The sequence below is a fragment of the Pseudomonas sp. PS1(2021) genome, from assembly GCF_020405165.1.
GTDB classification, from domain to species: Bacteria; Pseudomonadota; Gammaproteobacteria; order Pseudomonadales; family Pseudomonadaceae; genus Pseudomonas; species Pseudomonas aeruginosa.
This window is the reverse complement of record NZ_CP084484.1, coordinates 6872538-6887355: the sequence shown is the minus strand read 5'-3', so window position 1 is coordinate 6887355 and position 14818 is coordinate 6872538. Positions and strand designations below refer to the sequence as shown.

General features: G+C 66.0%; 13 protein-coding genes. 5 read left to right on the top strand and 8 right to left on the bottom strand.

The annotated features are described in order from the left end of the window. Positions 1-47: 47 nt before the first annotated feature. Positions 48-938 (bottom strand): pyochelin biosynthesis transcriptional regulator PchR, encoded by an 891-nt coding sequence (gene pchR / locus LE197_RS32715; RefSeq protein WP_003106955.1) that lies wholly within the window; start codon positions 936-938, stop codon positions 48-50. 229 nt (positions 939-1167) lie between these two features. Here pchR and pchD point away from each other — a divergent pair, with 229 nt between their 5' ends. The 4 genes from pchD to pchA are packed head-to-tail and all read left to right on the top strand — an operon-like array spanning position 1168 to position 5295. Then, positions 1168-2811 carry a pyochelin biosynthesis salicyl-AMP ligase PchD gene (pchD, locus tag LE197_RS32710; protein ID WP_003118945.1) on the top strand — a complete coding sequence of 548 codons (1644 nt, stop codon included), beginning with the start codon at positions 1168-1170 and terminating at the stop codon, positions 2809-2811. Continuing rightward, a complete protein-coding gene (gene pchC / locus LE197_RS32705) occupies positions 2808-3563 on the top strand; it encodes a pyochelin biosynthesis editing thioesterase PchC (RefSeq protein ID WP_003118944.1) in 756 nt (251 codons plus the stop codon). The genes pchD and pchC overlap by 4 nt, the downstream gene beginning before the upstream one ends. Continuing rightward, positions 3563-3868, top strand: coding sequence for an isochorismate lyase PchB (pchB, locus tag LE197_RS32700; protein ID WP_003106950.1), 306 nt, complete (start codon positions 3563-3565; stop codon positions 3866-3868). The genes pchC and pchB overlap by 1 nt, the downstream gene beginning before the upstream one ends. Further along, positions 3865-5295 (top strand): isochorismate synthase PchA, encoded by a 1431-nt coding sequence (pchA, locus tag LE197_RS32695; RefSeq protein ID WP_073666377.1) that lies wholly within the window; start codon positions 3865-3867, stop codon positions 5293-5295. The genes pchB and pchA overlap by 4 nt, the downstream gene beginning before the upstream one ends. Positions 5296-5383: 88 nt before the next feature. On the opposite strand, the gene ssb is transcribed toward pchA, so the two are convergent. Both ssb and LE197_RS32685 read right to left on the bottom strand, forming a co-directional pair. Further along, positions 5384-5881 (bottom strand): single-stranded DNA-binding protein, encoded by a 498-nt coding sequence (gene ssb, locus LE197_RS32690; protein ID WP_003114685.1) that lies wholly within the window; start codon positions 5879-5881, stop codon positions 5384-5386. Positions 5882-5897: 16 nt separating this feature from the next. Beyond that, complete coding sequence (locus tag LE197_RS32685; RefSeq protein ID WP_003103910.1) at positions 5898-7286, bottom strand: MFS transporter; 1389 nt, start codon at positions 7284-7286, stop codon at positions 5898-5900. A 213-nt stretch (positions 7287-7499) separates the two neighbouring features. Here LE197_RS32685 and uvrA point away from each other — a divergent pair, with 213 nt between their 5' ends. Further along, entirely contained in the window at positions 7500-10337 is a 2838-nt protein-coding gene (uvrA, locus tag LE197_RS32680) for an excinuclease ABC subunit UvrA (RefSeq protein ID WP_003093663.1), read from the top strand. A gap of 71 nt (positions 10338-10408) precedes the next feature. Here the strand turns inward: uvrA and bfr are convergent, their stop codons facing one another. The 5 genes from bfr to rpsD form a co-directional block, all read right to left on the bottom strand. Further along, complete coding sequence (gene bfr, locus LE197_RS32675; RefSeq protein ID WP_003093668.1) at positions 10409-10873, bottom strand: bacterioferritin; 465 nt, start codon at positions 10871-10873, stop codon at positions 10409-10411. A gap of 130 nt (positions 10874-11003) precedes the next feature. Next, positions 11004-12452: a catalase KatA gene (katA, locus tag LE197_RS32670; protein WP_003103909.1), complete on the bottom strand. Its 1449-nt coding sequence runs from the start codon at positions 12450-12452 to the stop codon at positions 11004-11006. A gap of 280 nt (positions 12453-12732) precedes the next feature. After that, a complete protein-coding gene (gene rplQ / locus LE197_RS32665; RefSeq protein ID WP_003093672.1) occupies positions 12733-13122 on the bottom strand; it encodes a 50S ribosomal protein L17 in 390 nt (129 codons plus the stop codon). A gap of 43 nt (positions 13123-13165) precedes the next feature. After that, positions 13166-14167, bottom strand: a complete 1002-nt coding sequence (locus tag LE197_RS32660; RefSeq protein WP_003093675.1) for a DNA-directed RNA polymerase subunit alpha — start codon at positions 14165-14167, stop codon at positions 13166-13168. Positions 14168-14189: 22 nt separating this feature from the next. Continuing rightward, positions 14190-14810, bottom strand: a complete 621-nt coding sequence (rpsD, locus tag LE197_RS32655; RefSeq protein WP_003093678.1) for a 30S ribosomal protein S4 — start codon at positions 14808-14810, stop codon at positions 14190-14192. Positions 14811-14818 lie beyond the last annotated feature (8 nt).

The following is a 14818-nucleotide window of genomic DNA, read 5'->3' as shown; positions in this document are numbered from 1 at the left end:
AGCGGCGACACCCCTCCCGTGGCCGGGTCGGGGGGCGTCGCGGAGACTCAGCGGATCTCGCTGGGGGAGATGCCGTAGCGCTTGCGGAAAGCGATGGAGAAATGCGCCGGGCTGTAGCCCACCCGGTAGGCCACCGTGGAGACGTTCGCCTCTTCGTCGCAGAGCATCCGGTGCGCCTCGCGCAGGCGGTATTCCTGCAGGTAGCCGAATACGCTGGCGCCGAACACCTTGCGAAAGCCGGCAGTCAGCTTGCGCGGGTTCATGCCCACGCGGCTGGCCAGCGTGTCCAGCGACGGCGGCTCCTGCAAGGCGCCGACCAGCAGGTCGCGGGCGGCGTGGATGCGCTCGACCTCCGAGCAGGTGATGCGCGGCTCCTCGACGGGGCGCCCCTCGCCGGAAAGGAACTGTGCGCTGAGCGCGGCCAACTCCAGGGCCTTGCCGCCGAGGTAGAGATCGCGGGTCGGACCGAGCATCTGGCAGGTGGCGATCTGCGAGGCCAACGCCTGCATCGCCCGCGGCGCCGGGCAGCTCATGATCCGCGGATCGCCGCCGGGGCGGCGTATCAGTTGCTCGGGCAGCCAGCCGAGGCGGCTGTCCAGGGCTTCGACGCCGAGCTGGACGATAGTGTAGCGCAACGGCTTGTCGGTGCCGTAGATCTGCGCCGAGGTGAAGTCGCCATCGTTGGCGATGGTGCACAGGCTCGGCCCCTCGATGAGGTGCTCGGGCTGGCCGGGAATCCGGCAGCGCAACTGGCCGCTCTGCACGAGGATCAGGCGCAGGCCGCGCTCCAGCGGTTCCTCGAACCAGTCCTCGCTGGCCGAACAGAAGGTTCCGGTCACCAGCTTCATGTTCGGATCGATGTGCGCGACGCCGGGCCGGTTGCCCGGTGCCGGCGCGGCGGCATCGGCCTGTGGCGGAGCAATGATGGTGATGGTCATCAGGTTTTCCTGTAGCCCGGGCGCTGCCGACGCGGCGACGCCTTCCTGGATACGTGGGGGCAGGGGGACTTTTTAGCGGAGATGGACAAAGCGCCCTGCACTCCGCCCCTGCAGCGAATGAAAAAGCCCCGCAATCGAAAGGCGCGGGCTTGCGCGGTCCCTGCCGCCCGCCAATGATAATAAATCTCATTTCCCAGCAATGGCAATCGACCGCATCCACGGAGATCGCATGACTTCCTCGCCCGTCACCCCATCGGCCGTCGACGACGCCCCCGACTGGCCCGCCGCCTTCGTCCGCCGCTATCTCGACGCCGGCCACTGGCAGGACCAGAACTTCGCCGAAGCCCTGGCCGCCAGCGCCGCGCGCCATCCGCGGCGGATCGCGCTCTGCGACGACGACCAGCGGCTCAGCTATGCCGACCTGCTCCAGCGCTGCCGCCGCCTGGCAGCCGGACTGCGCCAGGCCGGCCTCGCACATGGCGACACGGTAGTGCTGCACCTGCCCAACGGCATCGCCTTCGTCGAGACCTGCTTCGCCCTGTTCCAGCTCGGCGTACGCCCGGTGCTCGCCCTCCCCGCCCATCGCCAGCATGAGATCAGCGGTTTCTGCCGCTTCGCCGAGGCCAAGGCCTACATCGGCGCCGAACGGATCGACGGCTTCGACCCACGGCCGATGGCCCGTGAGCTGCTCGCCAGCGGCGCCTGCCGGATGGCGCTGATCCACGGCGAGGCCGAGGCGCCGCTGCAAGCGCTGGCACCGCTGTACCAGGCCGACGCGCTGGAAGACTGCGCCGCCCGCGCCGAGGATATCGCCTGCTTTCAGTTGTCCGGCGGCACCACCGGCACGCCGAAGCTGATTCCCCGGCGTCATCGCGAGTATCTCTACAACGTCCGCGCCAGCGCCGAGGTCTGCGGCTTCGACGAGCACACGGTGTACCTCACCGGCTTGCCGATGGCGCACAACTTCACTCTCTGCTGCCCCGGAGTGATCGGCACGCTGCTGGCCGGCGGCCGCGTGGTGGTCAGCCAGCGCGCCGATCCCGAGCATTGCTTCGCCCTGATCGCCCGTGAACGGGTCACCCACACCGCCCTGGTACCGCCGCTGGCGATGCTCTGGCTGGATGCCCAGGAAAGCCGCCGCGCCGATCTATCCAGCCTGCGTCTGCTCCAGGTCGGCGGCTCCAGGCTCGGCAGCAGTGCCGCGCAACGCGTCGAACCGGTGCTCGGCTGCCAGTTGCAACAGGTGCTGGGAATGGCCGAGGGGCTGATCTGCTACACCCGCCTGGACGATCCGCCCGAACGCGTGCTGCATACCCAGGGCCGGCCGCTGTCGCCGGACGACGAAGTGCGGGTGGTCGACGCCGAGGGCCGCGAGGTCGGCCCCGGCGAGGTGGGCGAACTGACCGTGCGCGGTCCCTACACCATCCGCGGCTACTACCGCCTGCCCGAACACAACGCCAAGGCCTTCAGCGCGGACGGCTTCTACCGCACCGGCGACCGGGTCAGCCGCGACAAGGACGGCTACCTGGTGGTGGAGGGCCGCGACAAGGACCAGATCAACCGCGGCGGCGAGAAGATCGCCGCGGAAGAGGTGGAGAACCTGCTGATAGCCCATCCGCAGGTGCACGACGCCACCGTCGTGGCGATGCCCGACAGCCTGCTCGGCGAGCGCACCTGCGCCTTCGTCATCCCGCGCCAGCCGGCGCCCTCGGCGCTGAAGCTGAAGCAATACCTGCACGCCTGCGGGCTGGCCGCGTTCAAGGTGCCGGACCGCATCGAGCTGGTCCCGGCCTTCCCCCAGACCGGCATCGGCAAGATCAGCAAGAAGGACCTGCGCGAGCGCCTGCGCCGCGAGCTGGAGGCCCGCGCATGAGCGCCGCCTGGGTCCGGCCGTTCCGCCTGACGCCGATGCCGCGCCTGCGCCTGGCCTGCTTCCCACATGCAGGCGGCAGCGCCAGCTTCTTCCGTAGCTGGAGCGAACGCCTGCCGCCAGACATCGACCTGCTTGCCCTGCAGTACCCGGGTCGCGAGGACCGCTTCAACGAGGCGCCGGCCACCCGCTTGGAGGACCTCGCCGACGGCGCCGCCCTCGCCCTGCGCGATTTCGCCGACGCGCCCCTGGCGCTGTTCGGCCACAGTCTCGGCGCGGCGCTGGCCTACGAAACCGCCCTGCGCCTGGAAAGCGCCGGCGCGCCGCTGCGCCACCTGTTCGTCTCCGCCCATCCGGCACCGCACCGGCAACGCGGCGGCGCGTTGCACCGCGGCGACGAGGCGGCGCTGCTGGAGGACGTCCGCCGCCAGGGTGGCGCCAGCGAGCTACTCGAGGACGCCGACCTGCGCGCGCTGTTCCTGCCGATCCTGCGCGCCGACTACCAGGCGATCGAGACCTACCGACGGGCGCAGCCCATCGCCCTGGCCTGCGCCCTCGACGTCCTCCTCGGCGAGCACGACGAGGAAGTCAGCGCCGCCGAGGCGCAGGCCTGGAGCGACGCCAGCCGGACTCCCGCCAGGCTGCGGCACTTTCCTGGCGGCCACTTCTACCTGAGCGAGGGGCGCGACGCGGTGATCGAGCACCTGCTGCGCCGCCTCGCACATCCCGACGCCCTTTCCCGAGAGGTTGCATGATGAAAACTCCCGAAGACTGCACCGGCCTGGCGGACATCCGCGAGGCCATCGACCGGATCGACCTGGATATCGTCCAGGCCCTCGGCCGCCGCATGGACTACGTCAAGGCGGCGTCGCGCTTCAAGGCCAGCGAGGCGGCGATTCCGGCACCCGAGCGGGTCGCCGCGATGCTCCCCGAGCGCGCCCGCTGGGCCGAGGAAAACGGACTCGACGCGCCCTTCGTCGAGGGACTGTTCGCGCAGATCATCCACTGGTACATCGCCGAGCAGATCAAGTACTGGCGCCAGACACGGGGTGCCGCATGAGCCGGCTGGCGCCCCTGAGCCAGTGCCTGCACGCCTTGCGCGGCACCTTCGAGCGCGCCATCGGCCAGGCGCAGGCGCTCGATCGTCCGGTCTTGGTGGCGGCGTCGTTCGAGATCGACCCATTGGACCCGCTGCAGGTATTCGGTGCCTGGGACGACCGGCAAACGCCCTGCCTGTACTGGGAACAGCCCGAGCTGGCGTTCTTCGCCTGGGGCTGCGCCCTGGAGCTGCAAGGCCACGGCGAACAGCGCTTCGCCCGGATCGAGGAAAACTGGCAATTGCTCTGCGCCGACGCCGTGGTCGAGGGCCCGCTGGCGCCGCGCCTGTGCGGCGGATTCCGCTTCGATCCGCGCGGCCCGCGCGAGGAACACTGGCAAGCCTTCGCCGATGCCAGCCTGATGCTCGCCGGCATCATCGTGCTGCGCGAGGGCGAACGCTACCGGGTACTCTGCCAACACCTGGCCAAGCCCGGCGAAGATGCCCTGGCCCTGGCCGCCTACCACTGCTCGGCGCTACTGCGCCTGAGGCAGCCGGCCAGACGCCGGCCCACGGGGCCGACCGCTGGCGCGCAGGGCGACGCTTCGGCGCAGGAGCGCAGGCAATGGGAAGCCAAGGTGAGCGACGCGGTAAGCAGTGTCCGCCAGGGACGCTTCGGCAAGGTCGTGCTGGCCCGCACCCAGGCCCGGCCTCTCGGCGACATCGAGCCGTGGCAGGTCATCGAACACCTGCGTCTGCAACATGCCGACGCCCAGCTGTTCGCCTGTCGCCGCGGCAACGCCTGCTTCCTCGGCGCCTCCCCGGAACGCCTGGTCCGCATTCGCGCCGGCGAGGCACTCACCCATGCCCTGGCCGGGACCATCGCCCGCGGCGGCGATGCCCAGGAAGATGCGTGGCTCGGACAGGCCCTGCTGGACAGCGCCAAGGACAGGCACGAACACCAGTTGGTGGTGGAGGCGATCCGTACGGCCCTGGAACCCTTCAGCGAGGTGCTGGAAATCCCCGATGCGCCCGGTCTGAAACGACTGGCGCGAGTCCAGCACCTGAACACGCCGATCCGCGCCCGCCTCGCTGACGCAGGCGGCATCCTGCGGCTGCTGCAGGCGCTGCATCCGACCCCCGCGGTGGGCGGCTACCCACGCAGCGCGGCGCTGGACTACATCCGCCAGCACGAAGGGATGGACCGCGGCTGGTACGCCGCGCCGCTGGGCTGGCTCGACAGCGAAGGCAACGGCGATTTCCTGGTGGCGCTGCGCTCGGCCCTGCTCACGCCGGGCCGGGGCTACCTGTTCGCCGGCTGCGGTCTGGTAGGCGATTCGGAACCGGCCCACGAGTATCGCGAAACCTGCCTTAAGCTCAGTGCCATGCGGGAAGCTCTATCCGCCATAGGCGGCCTGGACGAAGTGCCCTTGCAGCGCGGCGTCGCCTGAAAACGAAGACCCCTTGCGGCCCGAGGGCGGCAGGGGGTCTTCGAAGGTCTGCCCGTGGCGCGGACGGGCCGCGCCGCAAGGGCGTCGCTTAGAACGGAATGTCGTCGTCGAAGCTGTCGTAGTCCTGGGCCGGTTGCGGCGCCGGTTGCTGCTGCGGGGCCGGACGCGACTGCTGCTGCGGGGCCTGCTGCGGGCGCTGCATGGGCTCGCGCGGGGCGCGCTGCGAATCGTCGCCGGAGGGGCGGCCGCCGAGCAACTGCATGTTGCCGTTGATGTCGACCACGATCTCGGTGGTGTAGCGATCCTGACCGTCCTGGCCCTGCCACTTGCGGGTGCGCAGGCTGCCTTCGACGTAGACCTGGGAACCCTTGCGCAGGTACTCGCCGGCGATCTCCGCCAGGCGGCCGAAGAACACCACGCGGTGCCATTCGGTGCGCTCCTGTTGCTGGCCGGTCTGCTTGTCCTTCCAGCTCTCGCTGGTGGCGAGGGTGATGTTGGTCACCGCATTGCCGTTGGGCATGTAGCGGGTTTCCGGGTCACCACCGACGTTACCAACCAGAATGACTTTGTTAACCCCACGGGCCATGACGTTCTCCTAAGGTTCAGCATCCGCCCGGCGCGGCCTGGGCCAGGCGCTCGAGGGCGGTGCGATCCACTTGTTGGGTATCCACTTTGACATAGGCGGCGGCCTCCTCGGCCACCACCACGGCGTCTGCCACACCGGGCAACGCCCTGAATCGCTGGACCAGCACCGCGTCCTGCAGCGCGGCGGGCGCGAGCGGCAGGCGAATGCTGGTCACATAAGGCGGTTCGCGCATGGTAACAGCAATCGCCAGCCAGAGGGCAGCGAGCACCGCGCATCCGATGAACACCATGCTCAGCCCGCCGTGCTGGAACATCCAGCCGCCGAGGATGCCGCCCAGCGCCGCGCCGAGGAACTGGCTGGTGGAATACACCCCCATCGCCGTGCCCTTGCCGCCGGCCGGCGAGACCTTGCTGACCAGCGACGGCAGCGAGGCTTCGAGCAGGTTGAAGGCAGTGAAGAACACCACCGTGCCGACCACCAGCATGGCCAGGCTGTGACCGAAGACCAGGAAGAACAGTTCGCAGGCCAGCAGGGTCGCCACCGCGCCGGTCAGCACGCGCTTCATGCGACGCTTCTTCTCGGCGTAGATGATGAACGGCACCATGCCGAAGAAACCGACCAGCAGCGCGGTCAGGTAGACCCACCAGTGCTGCTCCTTGGGCAGGCCCCCCTCGTGCACCAGTGCCAGCGGCAAGGCGACGAAGCTGGCCATGAGGATGGCGTGGAGGATCAGGATGCCGGCGTCCAGGCGCAGCAGGTCGCCGTGCTTCAGGGTCGGCAGCAGGGCCTGGCGCGCCACGCTGGATTCGCGGTGCTGGGTCATGTGGTCCGGCTGCGGGACGAAGAACAGGATCAGCAGCAGGCCGACCAGCGCCATCCCGGCGGTGAACCAGAACAGCCCATGCAGGCCGAACAGATGGGTCAGCACCGGGCCGAGCACCATGGCCACGGCGAAGGAGACGCCGATGCTCATGCCGATCATCGCCATCGCCTTGGTCCGGTGCTGCTCGCGGGTGAGGTCGGAGAGCAGCGCCATCACCGCCGCCGAGATCGCCCCGGCGCCCTGCAGGACGCGGCCGGCGATCACCCCCCAGATGGAGTCGGCATTGGCCGCGAGGGCCGCGCCGGCGGCGAAGATCAGCAGCCCGACGACGATCACCGGGCGCCGGCCGATGCGGTCGGAAATGGTCCCGAAGGGAATCTGCAGGATCGCCTGGGTCAGGCCATAGGCGCCGATGGCCAGGCCGATCAGCGCCGGGGTCGCGCCGGCCAGGTCCTGGCCGTAGGTGGCCAGCACCGGCAGGACCATGAACATGCCGAGCATGCGGAAGGCGAATACCAGTGACAGCCCGACGGCCGCTCGCGTTTCGGTACCGCTCATCCGCTCAGTATGTGAGTCGTGCATAACACCCTCATGGAAGAAACCGCTGCAGGGCAAGGCCTCATGCCCCTGCCAATGGCGCCGCCGCCCGCTCCTGGGCGGCCGGGGCAATGCCCGCGCCGGAAAAATGCCGCGCATTCTACCAGTCCGCCCCCTCGCGGCACAGGCGCGCCACTTTGCCGCGCGCTAGCGGCCAGCCGTATAATCAGCGGTTTTCGCCCGCCATGCGAGGCCGCTGTGGATAAGATCCTGATTCGTGGGGCGCGTACCCACAACCTGAAGAACGTCGACCTCACACTGCCACGCGACAAACTGATCGTGATCACCGGTCTTTCCGGTTCCGGCAAGTCTTCCCTGGCTTTCGACACGCTCTATGCGGAAGGCCAGCGGCGCTACGTGGAATCCCTCTCGGCCTACGCCCGGCAGTTCCTGTCGATGATGGAGAAGCCGGACGTGGACACCATCGAAGGGCTGTCGCCGGCGATTTCCATCGAACAGAAGTCCACTTCCCACAACCCACGCTCCACCGTGGGTACGATCACCGAGATCTACGACTACCTGCGCCTGCTTTATGCCCGCGTCGGTACCCCGCGCTGCCCGGACCACGACATCCCGCTGGAGGCGCAGACCGTCAGCCAGATGGTCGACCAGGTCCTGGCCCTGCCGGAAGGCAGCAAGCTGATGCTGCTGGCGCCGGTGATCCGCGAGCGCAAGGGCGAGCACCTGGCGGTGTTCGACGAGATGCGCGCGCAGGGCTTCGTCCGCGCCCGGGTCGACGGCAAGCTCTACGAACTCGACGAAGTGCCGAAGCTGGATAAGCAGAAGAAGCACAGCATCGATGTGGTGGTGGACCGCTTCAAGGTTCGCGCGGACCTCCAGCAACGCCTGGCCGAGTCGTTCGAGACCGCCCTGTCCCTGGCCGACGGTATCGCCCTGGTAGCACCGATGGACGAGGACGAGGATGTCGAGGAGATCATCTTCTCGGCGCGCTTCGCCTGCCCGGTCTGCGGCCACTCTATCAGCGAGCTGGAACCCAAGCTGTTCTCCTTCAACAACCCGGCCGGCGCCTGTCCGACCTGCGACGGCCTCGGCGTGAAGCAATTCTTCGACGCGCGCCGGGTGGTCAACGGCGAGTTGACCCTGGCCGAGGGCGCGATCCGCGGCTGGGACCGGCGCAACGTCTATTACTTCCAGATGCTCGGTTCGCTGGCCCAGCATTACGGCTTCAGCCTGGAAGAACCCTTCGACGAACTCGGTGCCGAACACCAGAAGGTGGTGCTCTACGGCTCCGGCCGGGAAAACGTCGACTTCCGCTATCTCAACGACCGCGGCGACATCGTCAAGCGCTCGCACCCCTTCGAAGGCATCCTGCCGAACCTTGAGCGGCGCTACCGCGAGACCGAGTCGGCCACGGTCCGCGAGGAGCTGGCCAAGTTCCTCAGCACCCAGCCCTGCCCGGATTGCCACGGTACCCGCCTGCGCCGCGAGGCGCGGCATGTGTGGGTCGGCGACCGGACGCTGCCGGCGATCACCGCGATGCCGGTCGGCGAAGCCTGCGAGTATGCCGCCGGACTCAGCCTGACCGGCCGCCGTGGCGAGATCGCGGCGAAGATCCTCAAGGAAATCCGCGACCGCCTGCAATTCCTGGTCAACGTCGGCCTCGACTACCTGACCCTCGACCGCAGCGCCGACACCCTGTCCGGCGGCGAAGCCCAGCGCATCCGCCTGGCCAGCCAGATCGGCGCCGGCCTGGTGGGAGTGATGTACATCCTCGATGAACCCTCGATCGGCCTGCACCAACGCGACAACGAGCGCCTGCTCGGCACCCTCACCCACCTGCGCAACCTCGGCAACACGGTGATCGTGGTCGAGCACGACGAGGACGCGATCCGACTCGCCGACTACGTCGTCGACATCGGTCCGGGCGCCGGCGTGCACGGCGGCCAGGTAGTGGCGGAAGGTACGCCCGACCAGGTGATGAACCACCCCGACTCGCTGACCGGCAAGTACCTTTCCGGGCGCAAGAAAATCGCGGTTCCGGCCAAGCGCACCCCGCGCGACAAGAAGAAGCTGCTGAAGCTGAAAGGCGCCCGCGGCAACAACCTGCAGAACGTCAACCTGGAAATCCCGGTCGGCCTGTTCACCTGCATCACCGGGGTCTCGGGCTCCGGCAAGTCGACGCTGATCAACAACACCCTGTTCCCGATCACCGCCACCGCGCTGAACGGCGCGACTACCCTGGAAGTGGCGCCGTATGACTCGTTCGACGGCCTGCAGCACCTGGACAAGGTGGTCGACATCGACCAGAGCCCGATCGGTCGTACCCCGCGCTCCAACCCGGCGACCTATACCGGCCTGTTCACGCCGATCCGCGAACTGTTCTCCGGCGTGCCGGAGGCCCGCTCGCGCGGCTACGGTCCCGGCCGCTTCTCGTTCAACGTCAAGGGCGGCCGTTGCGAGGCCTGCCAGGGCGACGGCGTGATCAAGGTGGAGATGCACTTCCTGCCGGACATCTACGTTCCCTGCGATGTCTGCAAGGGCAAGCGCTACAACCGCGAGACCCTGGAGATCCGCTACAAGGGCAAGAGCATCCACGAGGTGCTGGAGATGACCATCGAGGAAGCCCGCGAGTTCTTCGACGCCGTCCCCGCCCTGGCGCGCAAGCTGCAGACGCTGATGGACGTCGGCCTGTCCTACATCAAGCTGGGCCAGAGCGCGACCACCCTCTCGGGCGGCGAGGCGCAACGGGTCAAGCTGTCCCGCGAGCTGTCCAAGCGCGATACCGGCAAGACCCTGTACATCCTCGACGAACCGACCACCGGCCTGCATTTCGCCGACATCCAGCAACTGCTCGACGTGCTCCACCGCCTGCGCGACCACGGCAACACCGTGGTGGTGATCGAGCACAACCTGGACGTGATCAAGACCGCCGACTGGCTGGTCGACCTCGGCCCCGAGGGCGGCTCCAAGGGCGGCCAGATCATCGCCAACGGCACGCCGGAGCAGGTGGCCGAGATGCCCCAGTCGCACACCGGCCACTTCCTCAAGCCGTTGCTGGAACGCGATCGCGCCTGATTGCCGGGCGCTCATGAAAAAGCCCCTGCGACCGTGAGGCGCAGGGGCTTTTTCGTATCCGCGGGGTAGGGTCAGATCTGCGATTGCAGGTAGTTCTCCAGGCCCATCCTGGCGATCAGGCCAAGCTGTTGCTCCAACCAGTAGGCGTGGTCTTCCTCGGTGTCGGCCAACTGGGCCTTGAGGATGTCGCGGCTGACGAAGTCCTTGTGCTGCTCGCAGAGGGCGATGCCCTTGGCCAGCGCGGCGCGGACATGGCGCTCGAGCTTGAGGTCGGCCTCGAGCATCTCCGGCACCGTGGTGCCCGGGTGGATATCGTCGGGACGCATGCGCGGCGTACCTTCGAGCAGGAGGATACGGCGCAGCAGGGCGTCGGCGTGCTGGGTCTCCTCCTCCATCTCGTGGTTGAGGCGCTCGTAGAGCTTGCTGAAGCCCCAGTCCTCGTACATGCGCGAGTGGATGAAGTACTGGTCGCGCGCGGCCAGCTCGCCGGTCAGCAGCGTGTTGAGGTAATCGATGACTTCCGGATGGCCTTGCATCGGGGGGCTCTCCCTGGAGAAAACTAGGAATCTAGCCGCATATGCTCCCGGCTCCGCCTGATCCGGATCAAGCCAATGCAGATAAAAAAGCCCCCTTCCTAGGAAGGGGGCCGGGGGCCTCATCAGGCCATCAGTCCAGCTTCAGGCCGAGGGCGTCGGCGACGCCTTTGCCGTAGGCCGGATCGACCTTGAGGAACAGGCCGATCTGGCGACGCTGGATCTGTTCCGGTACATCGCGGATGTCTTCGGCGATGTTGGCGAACAGCCGCTGCTTCTGCTCGTCGGTGAACAGATGGAACAGCGCGGCGGGCTGGCTGTAGTAGTCGTCGTCCACCCGGTGGTTCCAGTGGTCCGCCGCGCCCTCCAGGCTCAGCGGCGGCTCGGAGAAGTCAGGCTGCTCCTGCCACTGGTTGAAGCTGTTCGGCTCGTAGGTGACGCGCTGATGGGCGTTGTTGCCGTCCACCCGCATGCCGCCATCGCGGTGGTAGACCTGGTGCGGGCAACGCGCGGCGTTCACCGGGATCTGGTGGTGGTTGACGCCCAGGCGATAGCGATGGGCGTCGCCGTAGGAGAACAGACGGCCCTGGAGCATCTTGTCCGGCGAGAAACCGATACCGGGCACCACGTTGGCCGGCGTGAAAGCGGCCTGCTCGACCTCGGCGAAGTAGTTGTCCGGGTTACGGTTCAGCTCGAAGAAGCCCACTTCGATCAACGGGTAGTCACCGTGGGGCCAGACCTTGGTCAGGTCGAACGGGTTGTAGCGATAGGTGGCCGCTTCCTTCTCGGGCATGATCTGCACGTACATCTTCCAGCGCGGGAAGTCGCCTTTCTCGATGCTCTCGTACAAGTCGCGCTGCGAACTCTCGCGGTCCTGGGCGATCACTTCGGCAGCCTCGGCGTTGGTCAGGTTCTCGATGCCCTGTTGGGTCTTGAAGTGGAACTTGACCCAGAAGCGCTCGTTGTTCGCATTGATGAAGCTGAAGGTATGGCTGCCGAAACCATGGATGTGCCGATAGCTCTTCGGTAGACCGCGGTCGCTGAAGTCGATGGTCAACTGATGCAGCGACTCGGGGAGGTGAGAGAAAAAGTCCCACTTGAAGGTCGCATTGCGCAGGTTGGTGCGCGGGTCACGCTTCACCACGTGGTTGAGATCGGGGAACTTGAGCGGGTCGCGCAGATAGAACACCGGGGTGTTGTTGCCGACCAGGTCCCAGTTGCCCTGCTCGGTGTAGAAACGCATGGAGAAGCCGCGGATGTCTCGCTCGGCATCCGCCGCGCCACGCTCACCGGCGACGGTGGAGAAGCGCAGGAACATATCGGTCTTCTTGCCGACCTGGGAGAAGATCTTCGCCCGGGTGTAGGGGGTGATGTCATGGGTGACGGTGAAGGTGCCGTAGGCCGCGGAGCCTTTCGCATGCATGCGTCGCTCGGGGATCACTTCGCGATCGAAGTGGGCGAGCTTCTCGAGGAACCACACGTCCTGCAGCAACATCGGGCCACGCGGACCGGCGGTCTGCACGTTCTGGTTATCGACCACCGGTGCGCCAGCGGCAGTGGTCAGGCGGGTCTTCTCTTCCATTTACTCTCTCCTCAACGGCTAACGTGCTATGAAGCGAAGCGGCTACACGGAAATCATCAGCGTGGACCAGGGATTGGCGGAGGACAACCTGTCGGCTGAACCAAGCGCCCTTTGCATTGATCTCGCTTATCCGAACGTAGCTTTTCGTAAAAGCAGGTTAAGGATGAATGACAGCCCTCCCACAATCCAATTTATTAAAGACAGCGAGCCGATAGATAAAAACTTTAAGGCAGGTAATAAAAAACCGGGCCTGGGCCCGGTTTCTTGTGCAGCAGATGCCTTATTCGGCAGCTTCTACGACTTCACCGCCGACAGGACGATCAACCAGCTCGACGTACGCCATGGGGGCGTTGTCGCCAGCGCGGAAACCGCACTTCAGGATGCGCAGGTAGCCGCCCGGACGGTTGGCGTAGCGCTTGCCCAGGTCGTTGAACAGCTTGCCAACGGCAGCTTTCGAACGGGTACGGTCGAAAGCCAGGCGACGGTTGGCGACGCTGTCTTCCTTGGCCAGGGTGATCAGCGGCTCGGCAACGCGACGCAGTTCCTTGGCCTTGGGCAGGGTGGTTTTGATCAGTTCGTGTTCGAACAGCGACACCGCCATGTTCTGGAACATAGCCTTGCGGTGCGCGCTGGTGCGGCTCAGGTGACGACCACTTTTACGATGGCGCATGGTTCAATTCCTTTCCAAACTTTACGTTCGGTAGTTACGACGATCAGGCAGTGGCCTTGTCGTCTTTCTTAAGACTTGCCGGCGGCCAGTTATCGAGGCGCATACCGAGGGACAGACCACGGGAAGCCAGAACGTCCTTGATTTCGGTCAGGGACTTCTTGCCCAGGTTCGGCGTTTTCAACAGCTCCACTTCGGTGCGCTGGATCAGGTCACCGATGTAGTAGATGTTTTCCGCCTTCAGGCAGTTGGCCGAACGTACGGTCAGTTCCAGGTCATCGACCGGGCGCAGGAGGATCGGATCGATCTCGTCTTCCTGCTCTTCAACGACGGGTTCGCTGTCGCCCTTGAGGTCCACGAACGCTGCCAGCTGCTGTTGCAGGATGGTAGCGGCGCGACGGATAGCCTCTTCGGGATCCAGAGTGCCGTTGGTTTCCAGGTCCAGGACCAGTTTGTCCAGGTTGGTGCGCTGCTCGACACGGGCGTTTTCCACCACGTAGGAGACACGACGGACCGGGCTGAACGATGCGTCGAGCTGCAGACGGCCGATGCTGCGGCTTTCGTCTTCATCGCTCTGACGTGCGTCGGCAGGCTCGTAGCCACGGCCACGAGCTACCTTCAGCTTCATGTTCAGCGCGCCGTTGTCTGCCAGGTTGGCGATAACGTGGTCACCGTTGATGATCTCAACATCGTGATCCAGCTGAATATCGGCAGCAGTCACAACACCCGAGCCCTTCTTAGCCAGGGTCAGCGTCACTTCATCACGACCGTGCAGCTTGATGGCCAGACCTTTCAGGTTCAGCAGGATCTCGATTACATCTTCCTGCACACCTTCGATCGCCGAGTACTCGTGGAGTACGCCGTCGATCTCGGCCTCGACCACTGCGCAGCCAGGCATGGAGGACAACAGGATGCGACGCAGCGCGTTGCCCAGGGTGTGACCAAAACCACGCTCGAGAGGCTCGAGCGTGATCTTGGCGCGGGTTTGACTGACCACCTGCACATCGATGTGGCGGGGGGTCAGGAACTCATTTACCGAACTCTGCATGGATGCACCTATTTTCTAGCCCTTACTTGGAGTAGAGCTCGACAATCAGGTTTTCGTTGATATCAGCGGACAGGTCGCTGCGAGCCGGAGCACTCTTGAAGGTACCAGCCTTCTTGTCGAGGTCGACTTCGACCCACTCGACGCGACCGCGCTGGCCACAGAGTTCCAGAGCCTGAGCGATACGCAGCTGGTTCTTCGATTTTTCGCGAACAGCTACGACGTCACCGGCCTTCACTTGGTAGGAAGGGATGTTGACGGTCTGACCGTTGACGGTGATGGCCTTGTGGGATACCAGCTGGCGGGATTCCGAACGAGTGGAACCGAAGCCCATGCGGTATACGACGTTGTCCAGGCGGCACTCGAGCAGTTGCAGCAGGTTCTCACCGGTAGAACCCTTGCGACGGGAAGCTTCCTGGTAGTAACCGCGGAACTGACGCTCCAGCACGCCGTAGATGCGACGTACTTTCTGCTTTTCACGCAGCTGCAGACCGTAGTCGGACAGACGGCCACGACGCTGGCCATGCTGGCCAGGAACGTTTTCAGCCTTGCACTTCGAGTCGAGGGCGCGGGCGCCGCTCTTCAGGAACAGGTCGGTGCCTTCACGGCGAGACAGTTTGCACTTGGGACCAATGTAACGAGCCATTTCTCACT

Bases quoted from the DNA above. Each gene is read 5' to 3' on its own strand.
- pchC (WP_003118944.1), top strand. From the start codon at position 2,808: ATGAGCGCCGCCTGGGTCCGGCCGTTCCGCCTGACGCCGATGCCGCGC.
- LE197_RS32685 (WP_003103910.1), bottom strand. From the start codon at position 7,286: ATGCACGACTCACATACTGAGCGGATGAGCGGTACCGAAACGCGAGCG.
- pchD (WP_003118945.1), top strand. From the start codon at position 1,168: ATGACTTCCTCGCCCGTCACCCCATCGGCCGTCGACGACGCCCCCGAC.
- pchA (WP_073666377.1), top strand. From the start codon at position 3,865: ATGAGCCGGCTGGCGCCCCTGAGCCAGTGCCTGCACGCCTTGCGCGGC.
- LE197_RS32660 (WP_003093675.1), bottom strand. From the start codon at position 14,167: ATGCAGAGTTCGGTAAATGAGTTCCTGACCCCCCGCCACATCGATGTG.
- bfr (WP_003093668.1), bottom strand. From the start codon at position 10,873: ATGCAAGGCCATCCGGAAGTCATCGATTACCTCAACACGCTGCTGACC.
- katA (WP_003103909.1), bottom strand. From the start codon at position 12,452: ATGGAAGAGAAGACCCGCCTGACCACTGCCGCTGGCGCACCGGTGGTC.
- ssb (WP_003114685.1), bottom strand. From the start codon at position 5,881: ATGGCCCGTGGGGTTAACAAAGTCATTCTGGTTGGTAACGTCGGTGGT.
- pchB (WP_003106950.1), top strand. From the start codon at position 3,563: ATGAAAACTCCCGAAGACTGCACCGGCCTGGCGGACATCCGCGAGGCC.
- rpsD (WP_003093678.1), bottom strand. From the start codon at position 14,810: ATGGCTCGTTACATTGGTCCCAAGTGCAAACTGTCTCGCCGTGAAGGC.
- rplQ (WP_003093672.1), bottom strand. From the start codon at position 13,122: ATGCGCCATCGTAAAAGTGGTCGTCACCTGAGCCGCACCAGCGCGCAC.
- pchR (WP_003106955.1), bottom strand. From the start codon at position 938: ATGACCATCACCATCATTGCTCCGCCACAGGCCGATGCCGCCGCGCCG.